The 21724-nt window shown below is 65.1% G+C and carries 21 protein-coding genes; 11 read left to right on the top strand and 10 right to left on the bottom strand.

The genetic code is table 11. The features are described 5' to 3' along the window. A partial coding sequence (gene glmM, locus ACRECX_RS15015) for a phosphoglucosamine mutase (RefSeq protein ID WP_431559656.1) occupies positions 1–941 on the top strand: 941 nt, incomplete at its 5' end. 9 nt (positions 942–950) lie between these two features. Here glmM and ACRECX_RS15010 read toward each other — a convergent pair. Then, entirely contained in the window at positions 951–1409 is a 459-nt protein-coding gene (locus ACRECX_RS15010) for a DUF305 domain-containing protein (protein WP_431559655.1), read from the bottom strand. 318 nt (positions 1410–1727) lie between these two features. Between ACRECX_RS15010 and ACRECX_RS15005 the strand changes: the two genes are divergently transcribed. The 4 genes from ACRECX_RS15005 to ACRECX_RS14990 all read left to right on the top strand — a co-directional run bounded on the left by ACRECX_RS15005 (position 1728) and on the right by ACRECX_RS14990 (position 6239). Then, positions 1728–2576: an outer membrane protein gene (locus ACRECX_RS15005; protein ID WP_431559654.1), complete on the top strand. Its 849-nt coding sequence runs from the start codon at positions 1728–1730 to the stop codon at positions 2574–2576. 125 nt (positions 2577–2701) lie between these two features. Further along, entirely contained in the window at positions 2702–3994 is a 1293-nt protein-coding gene (locus tag ACRECX_RS15000; RefSeq protein ID WP_431559653.1) for a phosphoserine transaminase, read from the top strand. A gap of 169 nt (positions 3995–4163) precedes the next feature. Then, complete coding sequence (locus ACRECX_RS14995; RefSeq protein WP_431559652.1) at positions 4164–5456, top strand: adenylosuccinate synthase; 1293 nt, start codon at positions 4164–4166, stop codon at positions 5454–5456. 9 nt (positions 5457–5465) lie between these two features. Further along, positions 5466–6239, top strand: coding sequence for an SDR family NAD(P)-dependent oxidoreductase (locus tag ACRECX_RS14990; protein ID WP_431559651.1), 774 nt, complete (start codon positions 5466–5468; stop codon positions 6237–6239). Between the two features lie 12 nt (positions 6240–6251). Here the strand turns inward: ACRECX_RS14990 and ACRECX_RS14985 are convergent, their stop codons facing one another. Further along, positions 6252–7613 (bottom strand): FAD-binding protein, encoded by a 1362-nt coding sequence (locus ACRECX_RS14985; RefSeq protein WP_431559650.1) that lies wholly within the window; start codon positions 7611–7613, stop codon positions 6252–6254. A 219-nt stretch (positions 7614–7832) separates the two neighbouring features. On the opposite strand from ACRECX_RS14985, the gene ACRECX_RS14980 reads away from it, so the two are divergent. Further along, entirely contained in the window at positions 7833–9203 is a 1371-nt protein-coding gene (locus tag ACRECX_RS14980; RefSeq protein ID WP_431559649.1) for a flavin-containing monooxygenase, read from the top strand. An 88-nt stretch (positions 9204–9291) separates the two neighbouring features. Here the strand turns inward: ACRECX_RS14980 and ACRECX_RS14975 are convergent, their stop codons facing one another. After that, positions 9292–9636, bottom strand: coding sequence for a phasin family protein (locus ACRECX_RS14975; protein ID WP_431559648.1), 345 nt, complete (start codon positions 9634–9636; stop codon positions 9292–9294). Positions 9637–9752: 116 nt separating this feature from the next. Continuing rightward, the gene (locus ACRECX_RS14970) at positions 9753–10112 is read right to left on the bottom strand and encodes a winged helix-turn-helix transcriptional regulator (RefSeq protein ID WP_431559647.1); all 360 of its coding nucleotides are present in this window, start codon (positions 10110–10112) and stop codon (positions 9753–9755) included. Between the two features lie 91 nt (positions 10113–10203). On the opposite strand from ACRECX_RS14970, the gene ACRECX_RS14965 reads away from it, so the two are divergent. Further along, positions 10204–10671 carry a GFA family protein gene (locus ACRECX_RS14965; protein ID WP_431559646.1) on the top strand — a complete coding sequence of 156 codons (468 nt, stop codon included), beginning with the start codon at positions 10204–10206 and terminating at the stop codon, positions 10669–10671. 28 nt (positions 10672–10699) lie between these two features. Here ACRECX_RS14965 and ACRECX_RS14960 read toward each other — a convergent pair whose 3' ends face one another. Then, positions 10700–10957, bottom strand: a complete 258-nt coding sequence (locus tag ACRECX_RS14960) for a hypothetical protein (protein ID WP_431559645.1) — start codon at positions 10955–10957, stop codon at positions 10700–10702. 119 nt (positions 10958–11076) lie between these two features. After that, positions 11077–12666 carry an adenosine deaminase family protein gene (locus ACRECX_RS14955; protein ID WP_431559644.1) on the bottom strand — a complete coding sequence of 530 codons (1590 nt, stop codon included), beginning with the start codon at positions 12664–12666 and terminating at the stop codon, positions 11077–11079. Positions 12667–12787: 121 nt separating this feature from the next. Here ACRECX_RS14955 and ACRECX_RS14950 point away from each other — a divergent pair, with 121 nt between their 5' ends. Together ACRECX_RS14950 and ACRECX_RS14945 are read left to right on the top strand one after the other, a co-directional pair. Next, complete coding sequence (locus ACRECX_RS14950) at positions 12788–14419, top strand: chloride channel protein (protein WP_431559643.1); 1632 nt, start codon at positions 12788–12790, stop codon at positions 14417–14419. A gap of 68 nt (positions 14420–14487) precedes the next feature. Next, complete coding sequence (locus tag ACRECX_RS14945; RefSeq protein WP_431559642.1) at positions 14488–14955, top strand: hypothetical protein; 468 nt, start codon at positions 14488–14490, stop codon at positions 14953–14955. Between the two features lie 27 nt (positions 14956–14982). Here the strand turns inward: ACRECX_RS14945 and ACRECX_RS14940 are convergent, their stop codons facing one another. Together ACRECX_RS14940 and ACRECX_RS14935 are read right to left on the bottom strand one after the other, a co-directional pair. After that, positions 14983–16644, bottom strand: a complete 1662-nt coding sequence (locus tag ACRECX_RS14940) for an FMN-binding glutamate synthase family protein (RefSeq protein WP_431559641.1) — start codon at positions 16642–16644, stop codon at positions 14983–14985. An 85-nt stretch (positions 16645–16729) separates the two neighbouring features. Then, on the bottom strand, positions 16730–17530 hold the full coding sequence (locus ACRECX_RS14935; RefSeq protein ID WP_431559640.1) for an SDR family NAD(P)-dependent oxidoreductase: 801 nt from the start codon (positions 17528–17530) through the stop codon (positions 16730–16732). 196 nt (positions 17531–17726) lie between these two features. On the opposite strand from ACRECX_RS14935, the gene ACRECX_RS14930 reads away from it, so the two are divergent. Further along, entirely contained in the window at positions 17727–18095 is a 369-nt protein-coding gene (locus ACRECX_RS14930; RefSeq protein ID WP_431559639.1) for a hypothetical protein, read from the top strand. Positions 18096–18128: 33 nt separating this feature from the next. Here ACRECX_RS14930 and ACRECX_RS14925 read toward each other — a convergent pair whose 3' ends face one another. Continuing rightward, on the bottom strand, positions 18129–19616 hold the full coding sequence (locus ACRECX_RS14925; protein ID WP_431559638.1) for a DHA2 family efflux MFS transporter permease subunit: 1488 nt from the start codon (positions 19614–19616) through the stop codon (positions 18129–18131). 110 nt (positions 19617–19726) lie between these two features. Then, the gene (locus ACRECX_RS14920) at positions 19727–20776 is read right to left on the bottom strand and encodes an efflux RND transporter periplasmic adaptor subunit (protein WP_431559637.1); all 1050 of its coding nucleotides are present in this window, start codon (positions 20774–20776) and stop codon (positions 19727–19729) included. A gap of 483 nt (positions 20777–21259) precedes the next feature. Here ACRECX_RS14920 and ACRECX_RS14915 point away from each other — a divergent pair. Further along, positions 21260–21724 (top strand): hypothetical protein (locus ACRECX_RS14915; RefSeq protein ID WP_431559636.1); only part of this gene is annotated, 465 nt, incomplete at its 3' end.

The raw sequence follows: 21724 nt of genomic DNA, 5'->3' as shown, positions 1-21724 counted from the left end.
CCTCGGCGCTGCTCGCCATGCCGGAAAAAATCGGCCGCGCCACCCGCATCGACAGCGCGCGGGAACGCTATATCGAATTCGCCAAGCGCACCCTACCGAAGAACTTACGCTTCGACGGCATCCGCGCGGTGATCGATTGCGCTAACGGCGCGGGCTACAAAGTGGCGCCGGAGGCGCTGTGGGAGCTCGGCGCCGAAGTCATCAAGATCGGCGTCGATCCCAACGGTCTCAACATCAACAAGGATTGCGGCTCGACCGCGCCTGAGGAGCTGATCCGCAAGGTCAACGAGGTGCGCGCCGATATCGGCATCGCACTCGACGGCGACGCCGACCGGGTGGTGATCGTCGACGAGAAAGGCCGCATCATCGACGGCGATCAGCTCATGGCGGTGATCGCCGAGTTCTGGCTCCGCCGCGGTCGGCTCGCCGGTGGCGGGGTGGTCGCCACGGTGATGTCCAATCTCGGCTTCGAGCGCTACCTGGAAGATTTGGGGCTTGGCCTCGCGCGCACGCCGGTCGGCGACCGCTACGTGGTCGAGCACATGCGCCAGCACGGCTACAATGTCGGCGGCGAGCAGTCGGGCCATATCGTGCTGTCGGACTTCTCCACCACCGGCGACGGTCTGGTCACGGCGCTGCAAATCCTCGCCGTGGTGGCCCAGAGCGGCAAGCCGGTGAGCGAGGTCTGCAATCGCTTCGAGCCCCTGCCGCAGGTGCTCGAGAACGTCCGCTACAAGAACGGCCAGCCCCTCGATAATGTTGGGGTCCAGAGGGCGATCAACGACGGCAAGTCGAAGCTCGGCAACGCCGGCCGGCTCGTCATCAGGCCCTCCGGCACCGAGCCCGTGATTCGGGTCATGGCCGAGGGCGACGACGAGCGGCTGGTTCAGACCGTAGTTTCCGACATCGTCCACGCCCTGTCCGACGCCGCGGCCGCTTAGCCGGACTGGCTACTTTCCTAGCCGGCTCAGGATCGCGTTCATCTGATCGATCTCGGCCTGCTGACTTTTGACGATCGATCCGCATAGCGCCTTGATCTCTGGGTCCTGAAGCGGCGCCTCCTCGCACATCAGGATCGCGCCTGCGTGGTGGGGAATCATCGATCTCAAGAACTGGCCGTCGTAAATCGCCGTCTGCTGTCTAATGAAGATGAAGAAAAGGGCCGCCGTAATCGCGGAGGCCAACATGATGGCCATGTTCACCGATCTGCTCCCGTACATTCGTCCCATAAGAGCAAGTTCTATGACGACCATCGGCGCAGTCATCAGGCCAGCCATGTAGACCTGATTGAGATTATTGTGAACGTTTCCGAAGACGTCGACCATCGCGTACATAAGAATATACATGGCCACGAACATCATGACGGTCATCAAGGCGAGACGGGCATAGCTGCTTCCGGTTTTTGTCATCGCGATGTTGCTTGCACCTCGATTCGCCAGTCGTTCGTCAGTACCGGACAAACGCCTCGGCCAACCCGACGTTCCGGCCACGAGCCCGAGCCCCAGCAAATTCGGGGCATGGGAAAACTTCTAAAACCTATTCTTTTTCAATGCCTTGATATGCTGGCCGCTGCACTTAGTTGCCCTGCGGACACAGCGGTTCCCGCCTTGGGACTTCGATTAGGGGTCCGTTAACCATTTCCCGCCGATAGTCCCAAAACGAGACAGCCAGCGTGAGCTCCACCGTCCGCGGTCGATCGCCAGGCTGCAGTCAGGAAGGGGAATAAGATGGGACAGACTCGCTCACTCATTATCGGACTTGCCCTGGTCATGGGCCAGACGGCGGGCGCCTATGCCGCCGATCTCGGCCTGCCGCCGCCACCGCTGCCGCCGGAAGCGCCTTGCATCGGCTGCACCGGCCCGGTCTACCTGAAGGGCTTTATCGGCGCCGCCAACCCGAACGTCGACAACATCCACTCCGAGCTCTTCGCCTTCAACGACTTCCAGGTGTTCCACAAGGACATCAAGAGCTCGCCGCTGTTCGGCATCGGCATCGGCTACGAATGGAGCTCTTGGCTCCGCTTCGACGTCACCGGCGAATATCGGGGCAAGTCCCTGTTCATCGCCCAGGACCGGTTCCCAGGCGGCAACGGGACGTTCAGTATCGCAAGCAATGATGCCGACGGCACCTTCCCGCCCGGCACCAACGAATACACCGCCGATATCGAGAGCTGGGTCGGCCTCGCCAACGCCTATATCGATCTCGGCACGTATCTGTGCATCACGCCGTATATCGGCGGCGGCGTCGGCGTCGCCTCCGTCTCCGTGCTCGGTCTCAAGGACGTGAACGTGCCAGCCAGCAGCGTGTTCTACGCCTCCGATCATACCGAGACCAATTTCGCCTGGGCGGTCTATGCCGGTCTCGCCTACGACGTGAACCCGTCCGTCACCCTCGACCTCGCCTACCGCTACACCGATCTCGGCGATGCGCGCAGCGGCACGGTGACGGCGTTCGACAATTCGAGCTCCTATCGGAGCCTCGACATCGAGGACATCACCTCGCATGACCTGATGCTCGGCGTGCGCTGGAAGCTCGGACACCAGACCGCCGCGCCCATGCCGGTCGCCTTCAAGTAAAGCCCATCCACCACACCACGACTGCTAGCCTTGCCGCCCGTCCCTTCGACGGGCGGCTTTTTTTGATGAACTGGCTGCGTTTTGTAGCCCTTGACGCTTCGGTGCCCGACAAGCATGTGTTGCCCATGACCCTGCCACCTAAGCCCGCGTCGCGCCCCGAAAATCCGCGCTTCTCGTCGGGACCTTGCACCAAGCACAGAGGCTGGTCGGTCGCGGCGCTGAAGGGCGCGCTGCTCGGCCGCAATCATCGCCAGAAGGAGACCAAGGCGCGGATCGAGGCGGCGCTGCGCAAGACCCACGCGCTGCTCGAACTGCCGGCTGACTACCGGGTGGCGCTGGTGCCCGCGTCCGATACCGGCGCCCTGGAGATGGCGCTGTGGTCGCTGCTCGGCCCGCGCGGGGTCGACGTGCTCGCCTGGGAAGCATTCGGCCAGGATTGGGTCACCGATATCGTCGAGCAGCTCAAGCTCGCCAACGTGCGTGCGCTGGTGGCGCCCTATGGCGAGCTGCCCGACCTTGCCCAAGTCGATTTCGACCGCGACGTGGTGTTCGCGTGGAACGGCACGACCTCCGGCGTGCGCGTGCCGGACGCCGAATGGATTGCGGCGGACCGCAAGGGCCTCACCATCTGCGACGCGACCTCGGCGGTGTTCGCGCAAGACATCGATTGGCGGAAGCTCGATGCGGCGACGTTCTCCTGGCAGAAGGTGCTGGGCGGCGAGGCGCAGCACGGCATGCTCATTCTGTCGCCCCGCGCCGTCGCGCGGCTCGAGAGCTACACGCCGCCTTGGCCGTTGCCCAAGCTGTTCCGCATGACGAAGGGCGGCAAGCTGATGCACGACCTGTTCGAGGGCGCCACCATCAACACGCCATCGATGCTGTGCCTGGAGGACTACATGGATGCGCTCCGCTTCGTCGAGGGTATCGGCGGGCTCAAGGGCACCATCGCCCGGTCGGACGCCAATGCCGCCGTGATCGCCCGCTGGGTGGTCGAGACGCCGTGGGCCGATTATCTCGCGGCCAAGCCCGAGACGCGCTCCAATACCTCCGTCTGCCTCAAGATCGTCGACCCGGAAGTGCTAGCGCTGCCGCCGGAGCTGCGCGACGCCTTTCCGCGGCGCATGGCCGCGCGCCTCGGCGCGGAGGGCGTGGCCTTCGACATCGCCGCCTATCGCCACGCGCCCGCAGGCCTTCGTATCTGGACGGGGGCGACGGTCGAGCAGAGCGATGTCGAGGCCTTGATGCCGTGGCTCGACTGGGCGTTTGCCATCGAGAAACAGGCGTTAGCCAGTGCCCCGCGCTCGGACGTGGACGATGGAACGCGAAATGCCCTCCGCGAGGGACTCGCGCAGGCTGAGCGAGGCGAATTTGTGTCCGATGATGTCGTCGCCAAGTCCGACAAGCGCCACGGGATATAGCTGGATCAAGCCCTTGCTGCTCAAGGGGGGGAGCGACCAGCGCGGTGCCTTAACGGATATTCGCGCGAAAGCTCGCATCCGGCGCGGGCCCGCGCTATAACGGGACACGGCCCTGCGCTTCCGCGGGGCCGTTTGTGCGTCTTTTTCCAGGCTCTAGAGGATTTCGTCAGTGGCCAATGTCGTGGTCGTCGGCTCCCAATGGGGCGACGAAGGCAAGGGCAAGATCGTCGATTGGCTGTCGGAGCGCGCCGACGTCGTGGTGCGCTTCCAGGGCGGCCACAATGCCGGCCATACGCTCGTGGTCGACGGCACCACCTATAAGCTGTCGCTGCTGCCGTCCGGTGTGGTGCGCAAGGGCAAGCTCGCGGTGATCGGCAACGGCGTCGTGGTCGACCCGTGGGCGCTCGCCGAAGAGATCGAGAAAATCGAGAAGCTCGGTGTCGCGATCGGCCGCGACAATTTGCGCATCGCCGAGAATGCGACCCTGATCCTGCCGCTCCACCGTGAGCTCGATGCGCTGCGCGAGGCCGCGGCCGGCAAGGGCAAGATCGGCACCACTAAGCGCGGCATCGGGCCTGCCTACGAGGACAAGGTCGGCCGCCGCGCCGTGCGCGTCTTGGACCTTGCCGATTTGCCGAGCCTCAAGCCCAAGATCGAACGCATCCTCGCGCACCACAATCCGCTGCGCCGCGGGCTGGGTGAGCCGGAGATCAGCGCCGATCAGCTTTGCTCCGAGCTGACGGCGATCGCGCCAAAAGTGTTGCCCTATGTCGATACGGTGTGGGCGCTGCTCGACGCGGAGCGGAAAGCCGGGAAGCGCATCCTGTTCGAGGGCGCGCAAGGGGCGCTGCTCGACATCGACCATGGCACCTATCCATTCGTCACCTCGTCCAACACGGTGGCGGCGCAAGCCGCGACCGGCTCAGGGCTGGGCCCCGGCGCCATCAACTACGTGCTCGGCATCACCAAGGCCTACACGACGCGCGTGGGGGAGGGACCGTTCCCCACCGAGCTCACCGACGAGACGGGCAAGCTGCTGGGCGAGCGCGGCCAGGAGTTCGGCACGGTGACGGGCCGTGCGCGGCGCTGCGGCTGGTTCGACGCCTGCCTCGTGCGCCAGACCTGCAAGGTGGGCGGCATCAACGGCATCGCGCTTACCAAGCTCGACGTGCTCGACAACCTGCCCGCGCTCAAGATCTGTGTCGGTTACACGCTGGACGGCGCTCCGCTCGATTACCTGCCCGCCGCGCAAGGCGCTCAGGCGAGGATCGAGCCCGTGTACGAGACGATGGAAGGCTGGACGGAGTCGACGCGCGGCGCGCGGTCGTGGGCCGAGCTGCCGGCGCAGTGCATTAAATATGTGCGCCGTCTCGAGGAGCTGATCGAGGTGCCGGTGGCGCTCCTGTCGACCAGCCCCAAGCGCGAGGATACCATTCTCGTGCACGATCCCTTTGTGGACTAGAGGACCGACATGGCCGAAGCGAAATATCCCTGGAGGGTGGTGTGGATCACCGGCGCGTCAGGCGCGATCTGCGGCGAGATCGCGCGCAGGCTGGCGGCCGCCGGTGTGACCGTCGCCGCCACGGCGCGGCCGAGCGGGCGCCTCGATGCGCTCGCCGCGTCGAGCGAACACATCAAGGCCTATCCAGCCGACGTGCTGAAGCCGGAGGAGCTGAGGTCGGCGGTCGCCAAGATCGAGGCGGAGCTGGGGCCGATCGATCTCGCGCTGCTCGGCGCCGGCATGTACGCGCCGTTCGATGTCCGCAATATCGACCTCGACGGTTTTCACAGAAGCATGGCGCTCAACGTCGACGGCGTGATCAACGGCGTCGCCGCGGCGCTGCCGGCGATGCTCGCTCGGAACCAAGGTCATCTCGCCATCATGGGCTCGCTGTTCGGCTATGCCGGCTGGCCGGGCAACGGCAGCTACGGTGCGAGCAAGGCGGCGGTGATCAATCTCGCCGAGAGCCTCAAGCTCGAGCTGCACGGTACCGGAGTCGACGTGACCGTCATCAATCCGGGCTTTGTCGACACGCCGCTGAACGCCGCCTACGACCCGAAGAAGAAGCTGTTCGTCATGACCAAGGAGCGCTGCGCGCGGAAGATCCTGGAGAAGTTGCCGAAGCGGCCCTACGAGATCGCCTTCCCGATGCAGGTCGAGGGCTTCCTCAAGACCGTGCGCGACCTGCCGCGGGCGCTGTCTTTCCCGGTGGTGCGCCGGTTCATCAAGGCAATGGGCGCGTAGGCCGGTTGCCCCTTACGACAGCAGCTCGCGGAAATAAGAATCGAGCATGCGGTTCTTGGGATCGACCTCCTTGCGACGCGCGGCGAATTGCTGCAACCGCGCGCCGAAGGCGCGGCGCACCTGCTCACGGGTCAGGAACGGGGTCTGGTTGAACAGCGGCACGCCGCGCCGCTCGCTACAGAAGTCATTGTAAGCATGCAGGAATTCCTCCCACTCGGGCCCGCCGGTCGAGGCCGGGTCGATGCTCAAGGTGGCGCCCTCCCAGCTATAGGAGAACATCGCCTCGACATCGCGGGCGATGGCGTAGCCGACGCTCGGCAGGTTGCAGCGATAGCCGGTGTGCTGCTCGTAGGCGATGCAGAAGTCGCAATACTCTTCGAGAATGTCGAAATAGCCGCCCTCGCGGAACGCCCACATGCTGAACAGATATTTGTTCTCGCCGGGATCGCGCGGGTAGTTGATGATCTGCGCGTGCGGCCAGGTGCGCTCCGAGCGCACGAACCAGACGAGCAGCTGGCGGAGCAGGTAGAAGTGGAAGTCTTCGACCATGCGCCGCAGCTTGACGTTCGGAATGGTGTGCTGAATCCACAGCGCCACGGCCGGCGCGTATTTTCGCCAGAAGCGGTTGCGGTACTGCCAGCGATATTTCGATCTCGGCTTGGCCTCGGGATTGTCCTTGCGCAGCTCGACCAGCACGCGCTTCGCGTAAGGGAAGATGTAATACATCACGGCGTAGCCGCGCGCGCGGTAGATCGGGAAGAACTTGCGGAAGTTCTCGATCGAAAGCGAGTAGTGCCGCACCGACATGGCGGTGGTCGGCCGGACCTTGATGGTCACCTCGAAGATGATGCCGAACAGCCCGTAGCTCGAGCGAATGATCTGCATCTCCTTCGGATTGTCGACTTCGCTGATCTCGCGGATCTCGCCCTGCGGCGTGACCAGGCGCACCGCCGTCACGTAGGAGCTGACCTGGCCGAAGCCGCCGGGAAAGGATGAGTCCTTGGTGGCGGCGCAGGCCATGGCGGCGAGGGTAACGTTGCCGATCTCGGTGGTGATGTAAGGCTGGAGTCCGCGCTCCTTCAGCGCATTGGCCAGCTGCATATGCGTGACGCCGGCCTCCACCGTGACCGTGTCGTCGGTGAAGTGCAAGATGCGGTTCATGGCCTTCATGTCGACCATGGTGCCGCCCTCGTCGCCGTTCATGCGCGCGGTGGAATGCATGGAGCCGGCTGGGCGCACGGGCGAGGGGAAGCGCACCGGGTCGGTCATGATCTCGACCAGGTCCTCGACGCTTTCGGGCGTCGCGCGCACATGCGGGTGATAGGTCCAGGTGCCGTCCCAACTCTTGATGGTGACGTCCTGCTGGATGTCCATAAAGTCCCCCCAACTCGTCGCGGCGCAAGACCATAGCCGAATGTGCCGGCGAATCTAGGCCCCTAGCACAAGACCGGAAGCCCCCATAGAGGAGGCCGCCGGCCTGCAAGCAATTGACGCAGATCAATGAGGCGCAACAAGGATGGTTTGGGTTGATGCCGAAAAGGGGGAGTGCTTAGGTCTCGCCCGGACAGGCCGGAGCGGAGGTTAACAGGGTCCGTGGAGCGTTACTGTATCATCGGGGCGGGCGCCTGCGGCCTCGCCGTGGCCAAGACGTTCGCCGAGCGGGGCATCGCCTTTGATTGCTTCGAGGCGGAGAGCGACATCGGCGGCATCTGGAACCCGGACAGCCCCCATGCCGTCTACGGCTCGACCCACCTCAACTCGTCCAAGAAGCTGTCGCGCTACCCCGATTTCAAGTTCCCGGACGAGATGCCGTATTATGTGAGCGCGGCGCAGGCGCAGGAGTATTTGCGCGCCTATGCCACGGAATACGGCATCTACGACCGCGTCACCTTCAACAAGCGGGTGACTTGGGCCGAACGCGGGCCGGACGGCTGGCGCGTCACCATCGAGGGCGAGAGCAAACCCCGCCTCTATGCCGGACTCATCGTCGCTAACGGCCATCATTGGCATCCCCACCTGCCGGACTATCCCGGCCGGTTCGACGGCGAGATGCTGCACTCGCATGACGTGAAGTCGAAGGATCAGCTCAAGGGAAAGCGAGTGCTCGTGGTCGGCGCCGGCAATTCCGCCGTCGACATCCTGTCGGACGCGGCGCTCGACGGCGCGACGGCCATCCACTCGATGCGCCGGTCCTACTATTTCTTCCCCAAGATGCTGTTCGGCAAGCCGACCGACGCCGTCATCGACCGTCTGAGCCATTTACCGCTGCCGCGCCGCTTCATGTATGCGGTCTACAAGCTCGGCATGTGGATCCTGATCGGCTCCCATGAACGCTACGGCCTGCCGAAACCGGACCACAAGCTGTTCGAGGCGCACCCCACCGCCTGCACCACCTATCTCGACCACATCGTGCACGGGCGCATCGCGACCAAGCCGGGCATCGAGCGGCTCGAGGGCAAACGCGTTTACTTCGCCGACGAGACCTCGGAGGAAATCGATCTGCTGATCTGGGCGACGGGATTCCGCGTCAACTTCCCGTTCATGGACGACGCCTACGTGCTCGACGAAAAAGGAAACTCGAAGCTCTTCATCCACACCTTTCACCGCGAGTGGGACGATCTCTTCGTCGTCGGCCTGTTCGAGCCGGCGGAGGGCGGCGTGTGGCAGATCGCCGACTATCAGGCGCGGCTGATTGCGGCGTTCCTTTTGGCGCAGGAGGAGGACCAGCGCCGCGCCGACTGGTTCCGCAAACTGAAGCGTGACGCCAATCCCGACATCGGCCACGGCATCAAGTACCAGGACACGCCGTGGCACAAATTCGAGATCCAGCATTTGCGCTTCCGGCGCTATATGCGGCGGCTGCTCAAGAAGTTCGGGCCGTGCGCCGGCGCCGAACCCGAGATGCGCACCATGGGCGAAACGGCCGAGGAGCGCGAGGAGGCGAAGCTCAAGCTCGCGTCGTGAGGCGATCGCGCCAAGTTGATGCTTGCAAAAAAAGACCCGGGGAGGAGGGAGCCCCGGGTCTTTTGGCCCCCGGCGATGGAGGCGCGGCTTACGACGCGCTCTTCGTCACCGCCTTCTCGACGGGCTTGTAGGCCTCGCGCGCGACCGAGGTGTAAAGCTCAGTGATCTTCGTCGCCTCGGCGACCCAGGTGTCGTAGGCCTTCTTGGCGTACTGCGCCTGGATCTCGACGGCGTGCTCGAGCGACTTGGCGCCGAGCAGCTTCTCGAAGGTGCGGGTGGCATCCTCGAAGGCCTGCTTGGAATAGTTGGTCACTCTGGCGCCGATCGCCTGGAAGCCCTTGTTGAGCTCCTCATAGGAACGGAGCATGGCGTCGTGGCCGTCGGTACTCGCTTTCTGGAAGTCTGCACTGGCCTTCTGGAATGGCTCCAACATGTTGGGAATCCTTTCAAAATGGTGGCTTAGGGGCTTATTCATGGGGATGCATATATTGCACTGCACAATAGACGTCAAGGGTTGTTGTGCGATGCACAATAAGTGCTAGACAGGCCCTATTTGACCTTCCGCCGCATGAAGCTCTCCGGCGGCGTCCACGTGCCGGGAATGAAGCGGTTCGCCCACCGGCACATTGCCTGAAGGGTCGGCAGCAGCGCCTCGCCCTTCTTGGTCAGGCTGAATTCGTAACGCTTCGGGCGAAGCTGGTAAGGCGTCTTGGTGACGAGCCCGGCCTCCTCCAGAAGAGCGAGCCGGTCCGTCAGCACGTTGGTGGCGATTTCTTCGGGTGAAGCGAGAAATTCGGAGAAGCGCTTCTTGCCGACCAGGAGATCGCGCAAGACGACAAGCGTCCACCGGTCGCCGACGATATCGAGGGTCGTGGCGATGGGGCAGCCGGAGCGTGGATCTCGAATCATGCGACTTCGATTATGTCACTTGTGACTTGCAATCTACAATAGACTTCGCTAGCCTTTGCCCAGCGTTGGGGCAGGTTGCGAGGAGGGAGTCATGGCCCAAATTACGGAACAGGGATTTTCCGGCGGTTGCTTGTGTGGCGCAGTCCGCTATCGGAGCACGGCGGATCCGCAGGTGGTCGGGCAATGCCACTGCGAGGACTGCCGCAAATCGAGCGGAACTGACCACTGCACCCATATCGTCAGTCAGGCGGATGCGTTCACGGTGTCGGGCGAGGTCAAGTTCTACGATCACCCCGCCAACAGCGGCAATATCGTGAGCCGTGGCTTCTGCCCCAAATGCGGCTCGCCGATCTACTCAACGAACTCGGCCATGCCGGGCGTCGTGTTCCCGCGCGCCTCCAGTCTCGATGATCTGGAGGTCGCCAGGCCGCAAATGATTGTCTTCGCCAGCCGTGCGCCCTCCTGGGCGCAGCTTGACCCCAGCCTGCCCACGTTCCCGGAAATGCCGGAAGGCGGACCGCAGCGTGTGATGGCGGAGCACGCGGAGCGCTCCGCCTAAATCTGACTGTTGGTGGTTGTCGACGAGCCTAGCAGCCGTAGCCGAGGGTGATGATGCACCACGCGCCCTTGCCGGTCTTCTTGGCGACGGTGGCGGTGCCCTTGGCGACGCCAACGGTGCCTTGAGCGACGCCCTTGCCGGCCTGGCCCGCGCCTTGAACGACGCCTTCGCCAACTTCCTTGGTGCCCTGGACGGTTCCTTGCACCGCGCTCTTGACTGGTCCTTCCGCGTAGGCAGGCACGGCGACCGCCAGCAACAGGGCCGCAAGCATCGAAACGCGCATCATCGTCTTCCCTCCATCGCAGATGTTCTGCCCGGTTTCCGCGCGCGGAACGACTCATGGTCTCCGAGAAAGCCCAATAATTGGGCCCTAGTAAGACCAGGGTTCGTCGCCGGCGTGTCGGCTCAATGACTTGCCTCGAAGGCGCGGAAGCGCCATTCGAGGCCCCATTGCTGCGTCGCCTTCTCGCTCCCCTCGAGAAAGGCCGCGCAGGCTTGCGACGGCGCCTCCGCCCCGAGCGCGTCACCGGCGCAAGCCGGGGCAACGGTTGTGTAGCCGCGCCCCTCGGCCCAAAGGCTCGTGCCCGACAGGAAGCCGAATTCGAGACTGTTGCGGACCATCTCTTTCAGATCGGCGTAGGAGAGACCGTAGGTCTCCACCGCGCGCACATATTCATGGGTCAGGTCGATGCGTTCGATGCCGGCGTCGTCCGTCGACAGCGCCACCGGCACCTTGAAGGCGCGGTAGATGGGGAAGGGGTGATGCTTGCCGCTCACGCCGAGCACGTCCGCATTGCTGGTGAGGTTGATCTCCACCAGCACGCCCCGGTCGGCCATCAGCTTCATCAGCTCATAAGGCGCGTCCTCATACATGATATCGACGCCGTGGCCGATGCGGTCGCTGCGCGCCTGCTCCACGGCGAGGCGGATATGGCAGCAGAGCCCCTCCGGCGGCACGAGGCCTGGCGCGAGCTCGCCCGCATGCAGGCTGACATGAACGTCGGGATAGAGATCGCGCAAGTAACCGACCATGCGCATGTGCTCGGCATAGTCGGTCATCGCCGTATGGCCGTCTTCCTCGCCGACGAAGTTGATCGCCACCACGCGCGGGTCGGCGGCGGCGAGCATGAAGCCGAACAGGGCCTGGGCGAACACGAGTTCCTTCGGTGTCGAGCGGAATACCTCGTAGATGTAGCGGAGTTCGACGTTGCAGGCGGGGGACGCCTCCAGCGCTTCGCAGTCCCCGCGCGCGTTCCGCGTGGCCTCGGCCTGATCCCAGAAGGCGCGGGCGGCGGGAATGTCGCCGGCGAGGCCCTTGGCCAGCAGCTCGTCGCGCAAGCTTGCGAGGTCGTCGCGCCAGGCGACATCCTTAGTGATGTCGTTGAGGCGGTGCCAGGTGGGCGTCGCCATCAGCTCGAGATATTGCAGGTTCTGCCGCGCGGCGCGGGCCGCCACCTCGTCGAGCCATTCGCCGGTGTGGCTTGGGTTGGTGCCGCCGAACTTCTGGAACGCGCCGAAGAAATGATCGTGCCCGGTCTCGCCTTCGGAAGGAACGAAGCCGCGCATGGAGAAGGCGTCGATCAGCGCGTTGTAGAGGTCCTGATCCTGGTAGACGGTGGCGGCTGGAACGTCGCCTTGCTCGCAGACGGGGCCTTGCCCCGCTCCTGCTGCGACCGGTTGAGCCTTGGCGAAGGACTTCGAGGCAGGGTCGATGCAGAGGCCGTCGTCGACGGCGTCGGCGATGAGCGTCTCGGCGTAGACGGCGCTGTGCAGATGGCTGTGGAGGTCGGCGCCCTTCGGCATCCGGAACAGGAACTCGTGCAAGCGCAAGGGATCGTCGCGCAGCTTGTCGAGCGCCTGCGCGGTGCTCTGTTCGGCGGCGCTCGGCTCGGCCTTTGCGGTGGTTACTGCCGAGAGCAGCCAAAGGCCGAGGCAGAGAGAAGCGGCGATGACGCGGCAACAACAGGCTGCGTGCAGGATGCGGTCGCTGCTCATGGCCAATGCTCGTCCAGGCGGGCTCGCGCTTAGGTTTTCGCAAGCAGAGGTTGCCATAGTTCGCCCGCGGCTGCGATAAGCAGGAAGGCCTAAACCCTAAGCCGGCCTTACCGGAGAGCGAATGGCGCTGAGATCTGCGAGGCTTCTGGCCACGGCCAGGCACTGGACCATCCCCAATCTCAAGCAATTCCATGAGAGCCGGCAACCGCTGGTGTGGCTGCTCGCGCCGTTCATCGGGCTCGCCACTGGCGTCGCCGCCATCCTGTTCCGCCTCGCCATTGGCGTCTTCCAGTGGCCGTGGCTGCAAGACATGTCGGAGAACGTGGCGCAAGCCGCCAGGGCGCAGCCCTGGTGGGTGGTCATGCTGGCGCCGGCGGTCGGCGGCCTCCTGGTCGGGCTCATGCTGCGCTATTTGCTGTCAGCCAGGCGGACAGGCGCGGTGCCGGACGTCATGGAGGCGCAGGTTAATGCCGGCCGAGGGCTTAGTCTCCGCCAGGGGCTCTTGAGCGCGGTGGCGAGCGCGCTGTCGTTAGGCTCCGGCGCCAGCGCCGGCCGCGAAGGACCGATCGTCCATCTCGGCGCCACCATCGCCGCCGCGGCCTTCACGCGCTTGCGCCTGTCGGACGACGCGCGGCGCACGTTGCTGGCGTCGGGCGCGGCGGGCGCCGTCGCCGCCTCGTTCAATGCGCCGATCGCGGGTGTGCTGTTCGCGCAGGAAGTCATTCTCGGCCAGTTCGCCATCAGAACCTTCGTGCCGCTCGTTCTATCCTCCGTGGTGGCCACCATTCTGTCGCAGGCGTGGTTCGGCAACGTCGCCGCCTTCATCGTGCCGGCGTACAGCATCACCTCTTATCTCGAAGTGCCGGCCTTCGTGCTGCTCGGCATCGTCGCGGCGGCGGTCGCGGTGCTGTTCCAGGTCGCGGTGCTGGCGACCGACTGGGTGGCGCGCCACGTCAACATGCCGCTGGTGGCCCGCCCCGTCGTGGGCGGTCTCCTGATCGGCATCATGGCCATCTGGTTTCCCGAAGTGCTCGGCGTGGGCTACGATTCGACCGACGCCGCGCTCAAGGGCCAATTGCCCATCGCCTTAATGCTCACCCTGATCTTCGCCAAGACGGCGGCGACGGCGATTGCGCTCGGCTCGCGCTTCGGCGGCGGGGTGTTCTCGCCGGCGCTCTATCTCGGCGCCATGACCGGCGGCGCGTTCGGGCTGATCGCCGCAGCTGCGTTTCCCGAGGTCGGCTCTAGCGAGGGGCTCTACGCCATTCTCGGCATGGGCGCGGTCGCCGCCGCCGTGCTTGGCGCGCCGATCTCGACCACGGTGATGGTGTTCGAGCTGACCGGCGGCTTCGCCCTCAGCCTCGCGCTCCTCCTCACCGTGGCGATCTCGAACGGCATCAGCCAGGCGATCCTCGGCCGCTCCTTCTTCCAGGCGCAGCTCGAACTGCGCGGCGTCATGCTGCACGGAGGGCCTCACCGCATGCTGATGAAGGACGTGCGGGTCGCCGACTTCATGCAGAAGCTAGCGAAGGGCGAGTCAGACATCCTGCCCGAGGGCGAGCGTGACCGCGCGCTGCAATCGGACGAGACGCTGGAAACGGCGCTCCGCCGGTTCGACATTCTCGGCGCCGAGCGGCTGCCCGTCGTCAATCCGCACGACCGCAGCAAGATCGTCGGCTGGGCGAGCCAGGTCACGGCGCTCGCCTGCTTCAATAAAGAGCTAATCGCAGCGAACGCGGAAGAGCATCGTTAACCGACAGCGGACCGCTGCGGTGACTCAGGCACGCAAGGGACTAGAGTTCGTGCCGGGAGGAGCATCGCATGCGGTCATGCGTGGCGATCCTAGCGATCATTCTGGTTGCGGCGGCGCCCGTCGCGGCGGCGGCGTGCACCGGCACCAACATCAAGACCAAGCAACGCCAGACCGTGCAGGAGATCTACCGCACGGGGGTCAGCCATCCGCGGCGGTTCATCGCCGAGGCGACGCACGATCCGAAGACGGGGCGGCCGGTGATCATCTATTACAGCCGCTACGCTAGCGCGCCGGGCTATTTCAAGAGCTTCGTCAGGGCCCACGAGTGCTGCCATCACGCCGGCAACCGCAACGAGATTGCCGCCAATTGTTGCGCCTTGCGGCGGCTGCGACTCTCGGCGAGCGGGCTCGCCGCCATCCGCAACTACATCATCTCCAAGGACATCAATAGCCAGACCGTGGTCGACTATCAGGGCCAAGGCGGCCTGTTCTGGAGCAAGACCGAGAGCCAGTGCCTCGGCTCGGCCAAGCTCTAGGCTACGATGCGCATCCAGTAAGATCGGCTATTCGGCGGCAAGGGCAGGGGCCGGCAGGGGCGCGTGCTCGCGCCGCGGCGCGAAGCTCTCGGCGGAGGCCATTGCCCAATCCTCGCGGAAGCGCGGATCGTCGGTGCCGGCGAGAAGCTCGCCGGGCTCGAGCCCGCGATAAAGCTCCATGAAGGTGACGGTGCAGTCCGCCTTGCGGGCCACGAAGTGGTGCGTGCGCAACTCGCGCGGATGATCGAGGCCGGCGGCGGCGATCAATTCGCCGAGCGCCTTCACCGTCTCCTTGTGGAAGCTCGCCACGCGCGCCGCCTTGTCCGGCACGAACAGAGCGCGTTGCCGGGTCTTGTCCTGGGTGGCGACGCCGGTGGGGCAGCGGTCGGTATGGCATTGCTGCGACTGGATGCAGCCCACGGCGAACATGAAGCCGCGCGCGGCGTTGCACCAATCGGCGCCGAGCGCCATGACCCGCGCCATGTCGAACGCCGAGGTGATCTTGCCGGAGGCGGCGAGCCTGATCTTGTCGCGCAGATTGGCGCCGACCAGCGCCGCATGGACGAAGGTCAACCCGTCCCTGAGCGGCATGCCGAGATGATCCATGAATTCGAGGGGGGCGGCACCGGTGCCACCTTCCGTGCCGTCAACGACGATGAAATCCGGTGTGATGCCGGTCGCGAGCATCGCCTTGACCACGGCAAGGAACTCCCACGGATGGCCGACGCAGAGCTTGAAGCCGGTCGGCTTGCCGCCGGAGAGGCGGCGCAGCTCGGCGATGAACTCCATCAGGCCGACCGGCGTCGAGAACGTCGAATGGTGCGGCGGGGAAATGCAGTCTTGGCCCATCGGCACATGGCGGATGCGGGCAATCTCGGCCGATACCTTCGCCGCCGGCAATACGCCGCCATGACCTGGCTTGGCGCCTTGCGACAGTTTCAGCTCGATCATCTTGATCTGCGGCGACGACGCTTGCGCAGTGAATTTCTCGGGCGAGAACGAGCCGTGCTCGTTGCGGCAGCCGAAATAGCCCGAGCCGATCTCCCAGATGAGATCACCGTCATGCTCCCGATGGTAGGGGCTGACGCCGCCCTCGCCGGTGTCGTGGGCGAAGCCGCCGAGCTTGGCGCCTTTGTTCAGCGCGCGAATGGCGTTGGCCGACAGCGAGCCGAAGCTCAGGGCGGAGATGTTGAGCACCGACGCCGAGTAGGCCTGCGCGCAGCCAGGACCGCCCACCGTGACCCGAAACAGCTCGCCCGATGGCGCCTTCGGCGCCATGGAGTGGTGCAGCCATTCATAATGCTCGCGGTAGACGTCGTAGTGAGTGCCGAACGGGCGGGTGTCGAGCGCCTTCTTGGCGCGCTGGTAGACGATGGCCCGCTTGTCGCGCGGGAAGGGCATGCCGTCCTTCTCGTTCTCGAAGAAATATTGGCGAAGCTCGGGACGGATGTGCTCGAGCATGAAGCGGATATGGGCGGCGATCGGGTAGTTGCGCAGGATGGCGTGCTTGGTCTGGATCAGATCGTGCACGCCGACGCCGGCGAGAAAACCGAACACGGCGATCGGCAGCGATAAGTGGAGATGGGCTTGAGGGTAGCGCCAAGCGAGCGCGAGGCAGAGCGCGAGGCCCGCCACCGCGAGCGTAAGGACGATATAGCGGGGGGTGAAGGGCAGCAGCAGGCGGCGCATGGCATCCCCTCGGGGGCCTGCGCGATGTCCGGCCTCGGAAGGATCGCGCAAGCCTGCCCATTCTATGGGCGTCACCATGTCAGTTTTACAAAGGCGCCTTCGCCTGCTTGGCGGCGCGGCGGAGCTGGCTGGCGACGAAGTTCGGGAACAGGGCGTTCATCACGAACAGCGCGCGGTAGATGGCGGGCTTCACGACGAAGGCCTTGCCTTGCGCCGCGCCGTCCATAATGGCCTTGGCTGCCTGATCCGGGGTGACGGTGGGCATGAACCTTGGGTCGGTCTTGGGCACGTTCTCGAGGCTTCCGGGATTGTGCTCCCAATAGGGGGTGTCGACAGTGCCGAGCACGACCAAAGTGACCGTAACGCCGGTGCGCCTCAGCTCGCTTTGCAGCGCCTCGGCGAAGCCGGCCACGGCGCGGCGCGCGGCGATATAGGCGGAAGCGTTGGGCCAAGCGAGATAGGAGGCGGGCGAGGCGATGAAGACGAGGCTGCCGTTTCCCCTGGCGATCATTCCCGGCGCAAAGGCGCGGGTTACGTTGAAGGCCGCAAGATAGGGCACGTCGATCATGGCCCTGGCATCGTGGGGCGTGGTGTCGAGGAGGGGCAGCCAGCGGCCGGCGCCGGCGTTGTTGACGACGATGTCGGGGGTGCCGATGTCGGTTTCGATCCGCCCGGCCAGGTCCTTGAAGGCCTCCGAGGCGGCAAGGTCGATGGGGAAGGCGGTGGCGGTGCCGCCGGCCTCGCGGATGGCGTGGGCGACCCCATAGAGGCGCTCGGCGTTGCGGGCGAGCAGCAGAACATGGGCGCCGGCCCCGCCATAGCGCTTGGCCGTGGCCTCGCCGATGCCGCTCGAAGCGCCCGTAACCAGGACCAGCTTTGCCGCCATCCCCGGCTTTCCCCCCGTCTCGCCGGTCCAGGAGGGCCCGGCAGTGGAAAACTCATTTCGTGCCAAAATGGCGCCCGACTGTGGCACAAAGGTAACAGGCTGGCCGGAACCCTTTGACGGCGTCGGCAAGACGCTGGAAAGCGCTCTCGCCGCCGCGATAATCTTATCACTCTGGCTAGGCGAAGGAGGCGTTCCAATGAGGTCGTTCTTGCGTGTCTTTGGGCTGGCAGTGACTGCCGCCGGGCTATGCGTGGCTCTAGGCACGCCGGCACAGGCGGGCTGCGTCGGGTTGTCCGGTACCGCGGATGGGTTCGATCGGCAAACGGCGGTCAGCCGGGCGCAGAACGCCCTTGCGCAAGCGGTCGCCGAGTTCAAGACTCAGAAGCGATTGGGAGCGATCAGCGTCAGCGCCATGCGCGCGACGCCACAGCCCTATTGGCGCGGCAGCGTCAGCCCCAACCTCTACCAGAAGCCCGACATCGTCACCTCGAAGTCCCACACGATCTGCTGGTCGGGCGTGGTGTCACCGTCGGTGTGCACGTCGGGCGCCAAGGTCTGCTGGTAGTTCAACTCTCTCCGACCTGCGCGTTCCGGGCCTTCACTCGGCCGGGACGAGCTGCACCTTTTCCGGCCGCTTCATCAGGAAGAGAAGCGGAATGATGGCGAGGGTGACGACGGCGATGAACCAGAAGATGTCGTTGAAGGCGAGCATCTGCGCTTGGCGCGCGATCTCATGGCCGATCGCCGGGCCCGCTTCCGGCGAATAAGGGGTGAGCCCGCGCTCGGCGAGATAGGGCACGAGATTATAGTTGAACGGCGTGATGTGGGCGGTGAGTTCGGCGAAATGAATATGCGCCTGACGCACGAACAGCCAGCTGACCACGGCGATGCCGACCGAGCCACCGATGCCGCGCATCAGCGCGTAGATGCCCGACGCCTCGTCATACTTGGCGTTGGGGATGCTGCCGAAAGCCACGGCGGTCAGCGGCACGAAGAACAGGCCTGAGCCGATGCCGGCGATCATGCCTGGCGTGGCGATGCCCCAGAAATCGACATAGAGCGAGAAATACGCCATGGGAAACGTGCCGAGCGCCGTCAGGACGAGGCCGGCCGCGACGAGATAGCGCGCGTCGAACATGCGCACGAGAATGCCGCCGGTGACCGCCAGGGTGACGGCGCTGATGAGGGCGCGGGGGATGAACAAAGTGCCGGCCACGTCCGGCGGGTAGCCGAGCAGCCGCTGACTGAACAGCGGCATGATCGCCATCCAGCCATAGAGGCTGATGCCGTAGGCGGTGATGGCGAGCGTGCCGGCGACGAAGTTGCGGTCCCTCAGCAGTGACAGGTCGATGATGTTGTCCGGCTTGTTCCAGCCTCTGAGGAAGAAGGCGGCGGTGCCGAATACCGCGATGATGGTGCCGACGACGATGACCTTGGAGTTGAACCAGTCGCGCGTCTGCCCCTGGTCGAGCACGTATTGGATGGCGCCGACCGCCAGCACCAGAAGGCCCATACCGACCCAGTCGGTGTTGATGTCGGCGATGGGCCGCTTGGGCAAATGGCCGATGGCCAGCATCAGGGCGACGATGCCGATCGGCACGTTGATGTAGAACACCATGCGCCACGAATAGGTCTCGGTGAGATAGCCGCCGAGCGCCGGTCCGATCACCGGCGCCACCATGATGCCGAGACCGAAGATGGCGAGCGCCTGGCCGTGCTTCTCGCGCGGGAAGGCGTCGAGCAGGATTGCCTGGCTTAAGGGCACGAGCGGCGCGCCGAACACGCCCTGAAGGAGGCGAAAGAACACCATGCTCTCCAGGTTCCAGGCCATGCCGCACATGGCCGACGACACGGTGAACACGGTGATCGAGAGCATCAGGAGCCGCCGGCGGCCGAGCCACTTGGACAGGTAGCCGGTAAGCGGCATCACCACGGCGGCGGCGACGATATAGGACGTGAGGATCCAGGTGATCTGGTCGGGGGTCGCGGCGAAGGCGCCGAGCATATGCGGGATCGCCACGTTGACGATCGTCATGTCCAGCACTTCGAGCACCGCGGTGAGCACCACGGCGACGACGAGCGCCACGGGCGGACGCTGGAATTCCGGGTGCGGCGGGGGTGGAGGTGGCGGAGGAGTCTTCCGCTTCGTAGGGGGCTTTCTGCCTCGACCTTTGCCGCCCGCGCCGTCCTGGCGGCTCATTGCGCGCCTTTGGTGGTGTCGACGGTCACATCGGCGCTGGCGCCGACGCGCAAGGGTCTATCGGGGTCAGCTTCGCTCGTGATCATGACGCGTACCGGGAAACGCTGGGTGACCTTGACCCAGTTGCCGGTCGCGTTCTCCGGCGGCAGAACGGAGAACGTGGCACCGGAGCCGGCGCTGATGCTCTCGACCACGCCCTCGAGCTTCACGCCCGGATACATGTCGAGGCGGATCGTCGCCGGCTGGCCCGGCTTGATGCGGGCAAGATCGGTCTCCTTGAAGTTCGCGTCCACCCACCAATCGCCGTCCTCGATGACGGCGAAGGCGGGCGTGCCGGCCTGAACCACGGAGCCCGGCCGCAGCCGCACGTTCGACACAAAGCCGCTCGCCGGCGCGTTGATATAGGTCTTCACCCGGTGCTGGGTCGCCTTGTCGAGCTGGGCCGCGGCGGCGCGAAGCTGCACGGTGGGGGTGGTGACGACGAGCTCCTTGTCCTGCTCTGCCCGGAAGGCGGCAGCGGCCTCGTCGAACGCTTGCATCGCGTCGTGCCAAGCCTTGAGAGAGTTGGTGAGCTGTTGCGAGGGCGGCGCATCCTCGGCCTGCGCCCCCTCGGCCTCGCGGTATTTGGCGATCGCCGCATCGAGCGCGGCGCGCTTCTCCTCGAGCGCCACCGCGGCATTCTTCAGTGCGTCGGCGGCGGTGCCGGCGGAATTGGCGGCGGAATCGAACTGGGCGCGCGCGTTGCGCAGCGCCGCGTCGTAGGGCGCGGGGTCGAGATCGAACAAGGGATCGCCGCTTGCCACCTTGTCGTCGTCCTTGACGTAGACATGGGCCACGGCGCCGGAGATTTGCGGCGCGACGCGCACGATGTCGGCGCCGGTATAGGCGTTGTCGGTCGAGGGATAGAGCTCGGCATAGCGCCAATAGCCAAGCACGCCGATGACCGTCGCGGCCAAGAGAACGCCAAGGATGACCCAGCGGCGGCGGCGTGCGCCGTTGACGGTCGCCGCTTTGGTCTGCACGTCGGTCGATGCGTCCTGATTCACGTTGTTGTCTACCTCGGTCGCGCCTGGCGCAGTTGGGCGGGGCGTAGCCTCAAGACCCGCAAATCAAGGTGAAGCACGGCAGAATGATGACGAGCCTTAAACTGCTTGGGGGGCGCCCGCAAGACGTCCTCGGATTCCCGGAGGCTAGACCGGAACAAACCGGCGAAAAAACCACGGTTCGACGGCGCTGCCGGGCTCAATCCTTCGGGCGCTCGGCGACAATCTTGAGCTTGGCCGGCCATGACTTGCGTTCCTGGCTGATCGGCTTCAGATTAGGGCACATGAGGGCGTCGTGGGAGGGTCCGGCTAGACCGGGAAGGGCGCCCCGTCGCCAGCGTTTGTCGCCAACAGTAAAAGTCGGATCTCGCGATCAGCGGCGCTCGAAAGGGGAGCGCCGGCGCCTGTTGCCGCCAACCCTCGCGAGGAGCTTTCTGTCTTTCTAGCGTTCGTCGGAAACGGGCTGAAAACTGGGAGGAAGGGCTCATGAGCACATCGAGATATATCGCCCGACTGATGGGTCCCATATTGCTGATCATGGGGCTTGGCATGGTCATCGAGCACGAGACCGTCAGCAAGTTGTCGCAAGAGTTTCTGAGCAATCTCTCGCTGATCTATCTCGCCGGCATTTTGACGTTGCTGGCCGGGCTTGCCATCGTCAACGCCCATAATGTGTGGACGCAGGACTGGCGGGTCATCATCACCGTTCTCGGCTGGCTCGGGGTCCTTGGCGGCCTGTTCCGCATCTTGCTGCCGAGCCAGGTGCGAACCTTGGGCACGGGCTTCGCCACCAACGCCAACGCCATGATCATCGGCGGGATCTTCGTGCTGGTGATCGGCGCCATACTGGCGTGGCAGGGCTACGTGCACGTGCTGCAGGGGCAAAGACCGCAGCCGGCGGCGCGAGCGCCGCGGCGGGCCGCCAAGCGCGCGGCGCCTGCGCGCAAGGCG

This window comes from Methyloceanibacter sp., assembly GCF_050726195.1.
Taxonomy (GTDB): domain Bacteria; phylum Pseudomonadota; class Alphaproteobacteria; order Rhizobiales; family Methyloligellaceae; genus Methyloceanibacter.
The sequence above is the reverse complement of the archived record's forward strand: the minus strand, read 5'-3'. Positions and strand labels throughout refer to the sequence as shown.

Bases quoted from the DNA above. Each gene is read 5' to 3' on its own strand.
- ACRECX_RS15010 (WP_431559655.1), bottom strand. From the start codon at position 1,409: ATGACAAAAACCGGAAGCAGCTATGCCCGTCTCGCCTTGATGACCGTC.
- ACRECX_RS15005 (WP_431559654.1), top strand. From the start codon at position 1,728: ATGGGACAGACTCGCTCACTCATTATCGGACTTGCCCTGGTCATGGGC.
- ACRECX_RS15000 (WP_431559653.1), top strand. From the start codon at position 2,702: ATGACCCTGCCACCTAAGCCCGCGTCGCGCCCCGAAAATCCGCGCTTC.
- ACRECX_RS14990 (WP_431559651.1), top strand. From the start codon at position 5,466: ATGGCCGAAGCGAAATATCCCTGGAGGGTGGTGTGGATCACCGGCGCG.
- ACRECX_RS14985 (WP_431559650.1), bottom strand. From the start codon at position 7,613: ATGGACATCCAGCAGGACGTCACCATCAAGAGTTGGGACGGCACCTGG.
- ACRECX_RS14975 (WP_431559648.1), bottom strand. From the start codon at position 9,636: ATGTTGGAGCCATTCCAGAAGGCCAGTGCAGACTTCCAGAAAGCGAGT.
- ACRECX_RS14970 (WP_431559647.1), bottom strand. From the start codon at position 10,112: ATGATTCGAGATCCACGCTCCGGCTGCCCCATCGCCACGACCCTCGAT.
- ACRECX_RS14965 (WP_431559646.1), top strand. From the start codon at position 10,204: ATGGCCCAAATTACGGAACAGGGATTTTCCGGCGGTTGCTTGTGTGGC.
- ACRECX_RS14960 (WP_431559645.1), bottom strand. From the start codon at position 10,957: ATGATGCGCGTTTCGATGCTTGCGGCCCTGTTGCTGGCGGTCGCCGTG.
- ACRECX_RS14955 (WP_431559644.1), bottom strand. From the start codon at position 12,666: ATGAGCAGCGACCGCATCCTGCACGCAGCCTGTTGTTGCCGCGTCATC.
- ACRECX_RS14950 (WP_431559643.1), top strand. From the start codon at position 12,788: ATGGCGCTGAGATCTGCGAGGCTTCTGGCCACGGCCAGGCACTGGACC.
- ACRECX_RS14945 (WP_431559642.1), top strand. From the start codon at position 14,488: ATGCGGTCATGCGTGGCGATCCTAGCGATCATTCTGGTTGCGGCGGCG.
- ACRECX_RS14940 (WP_431559641.1), bottom strand. From the start codon at position 16,644: ATGCGCCGCCTGCTGCTGCCCTTCACCCCCCGCTATATCGTCCTTACG.
- ACRECX_RS14935 (WP_431559640.1), bottom strand. From the start codon at position 17,530: ATGGCGGCAAAGCTGGTCCTGGTTACGGGCGCTTCGAGCGGCATCGGC.
- ACRECX_RS14930 (WP_431559639.1), top strand. From the start codon at position 17,727: ATGAGGTCGTTCTTGCGTGTCTTTGGGCTGGCAGTGACTGCCGCCGGG.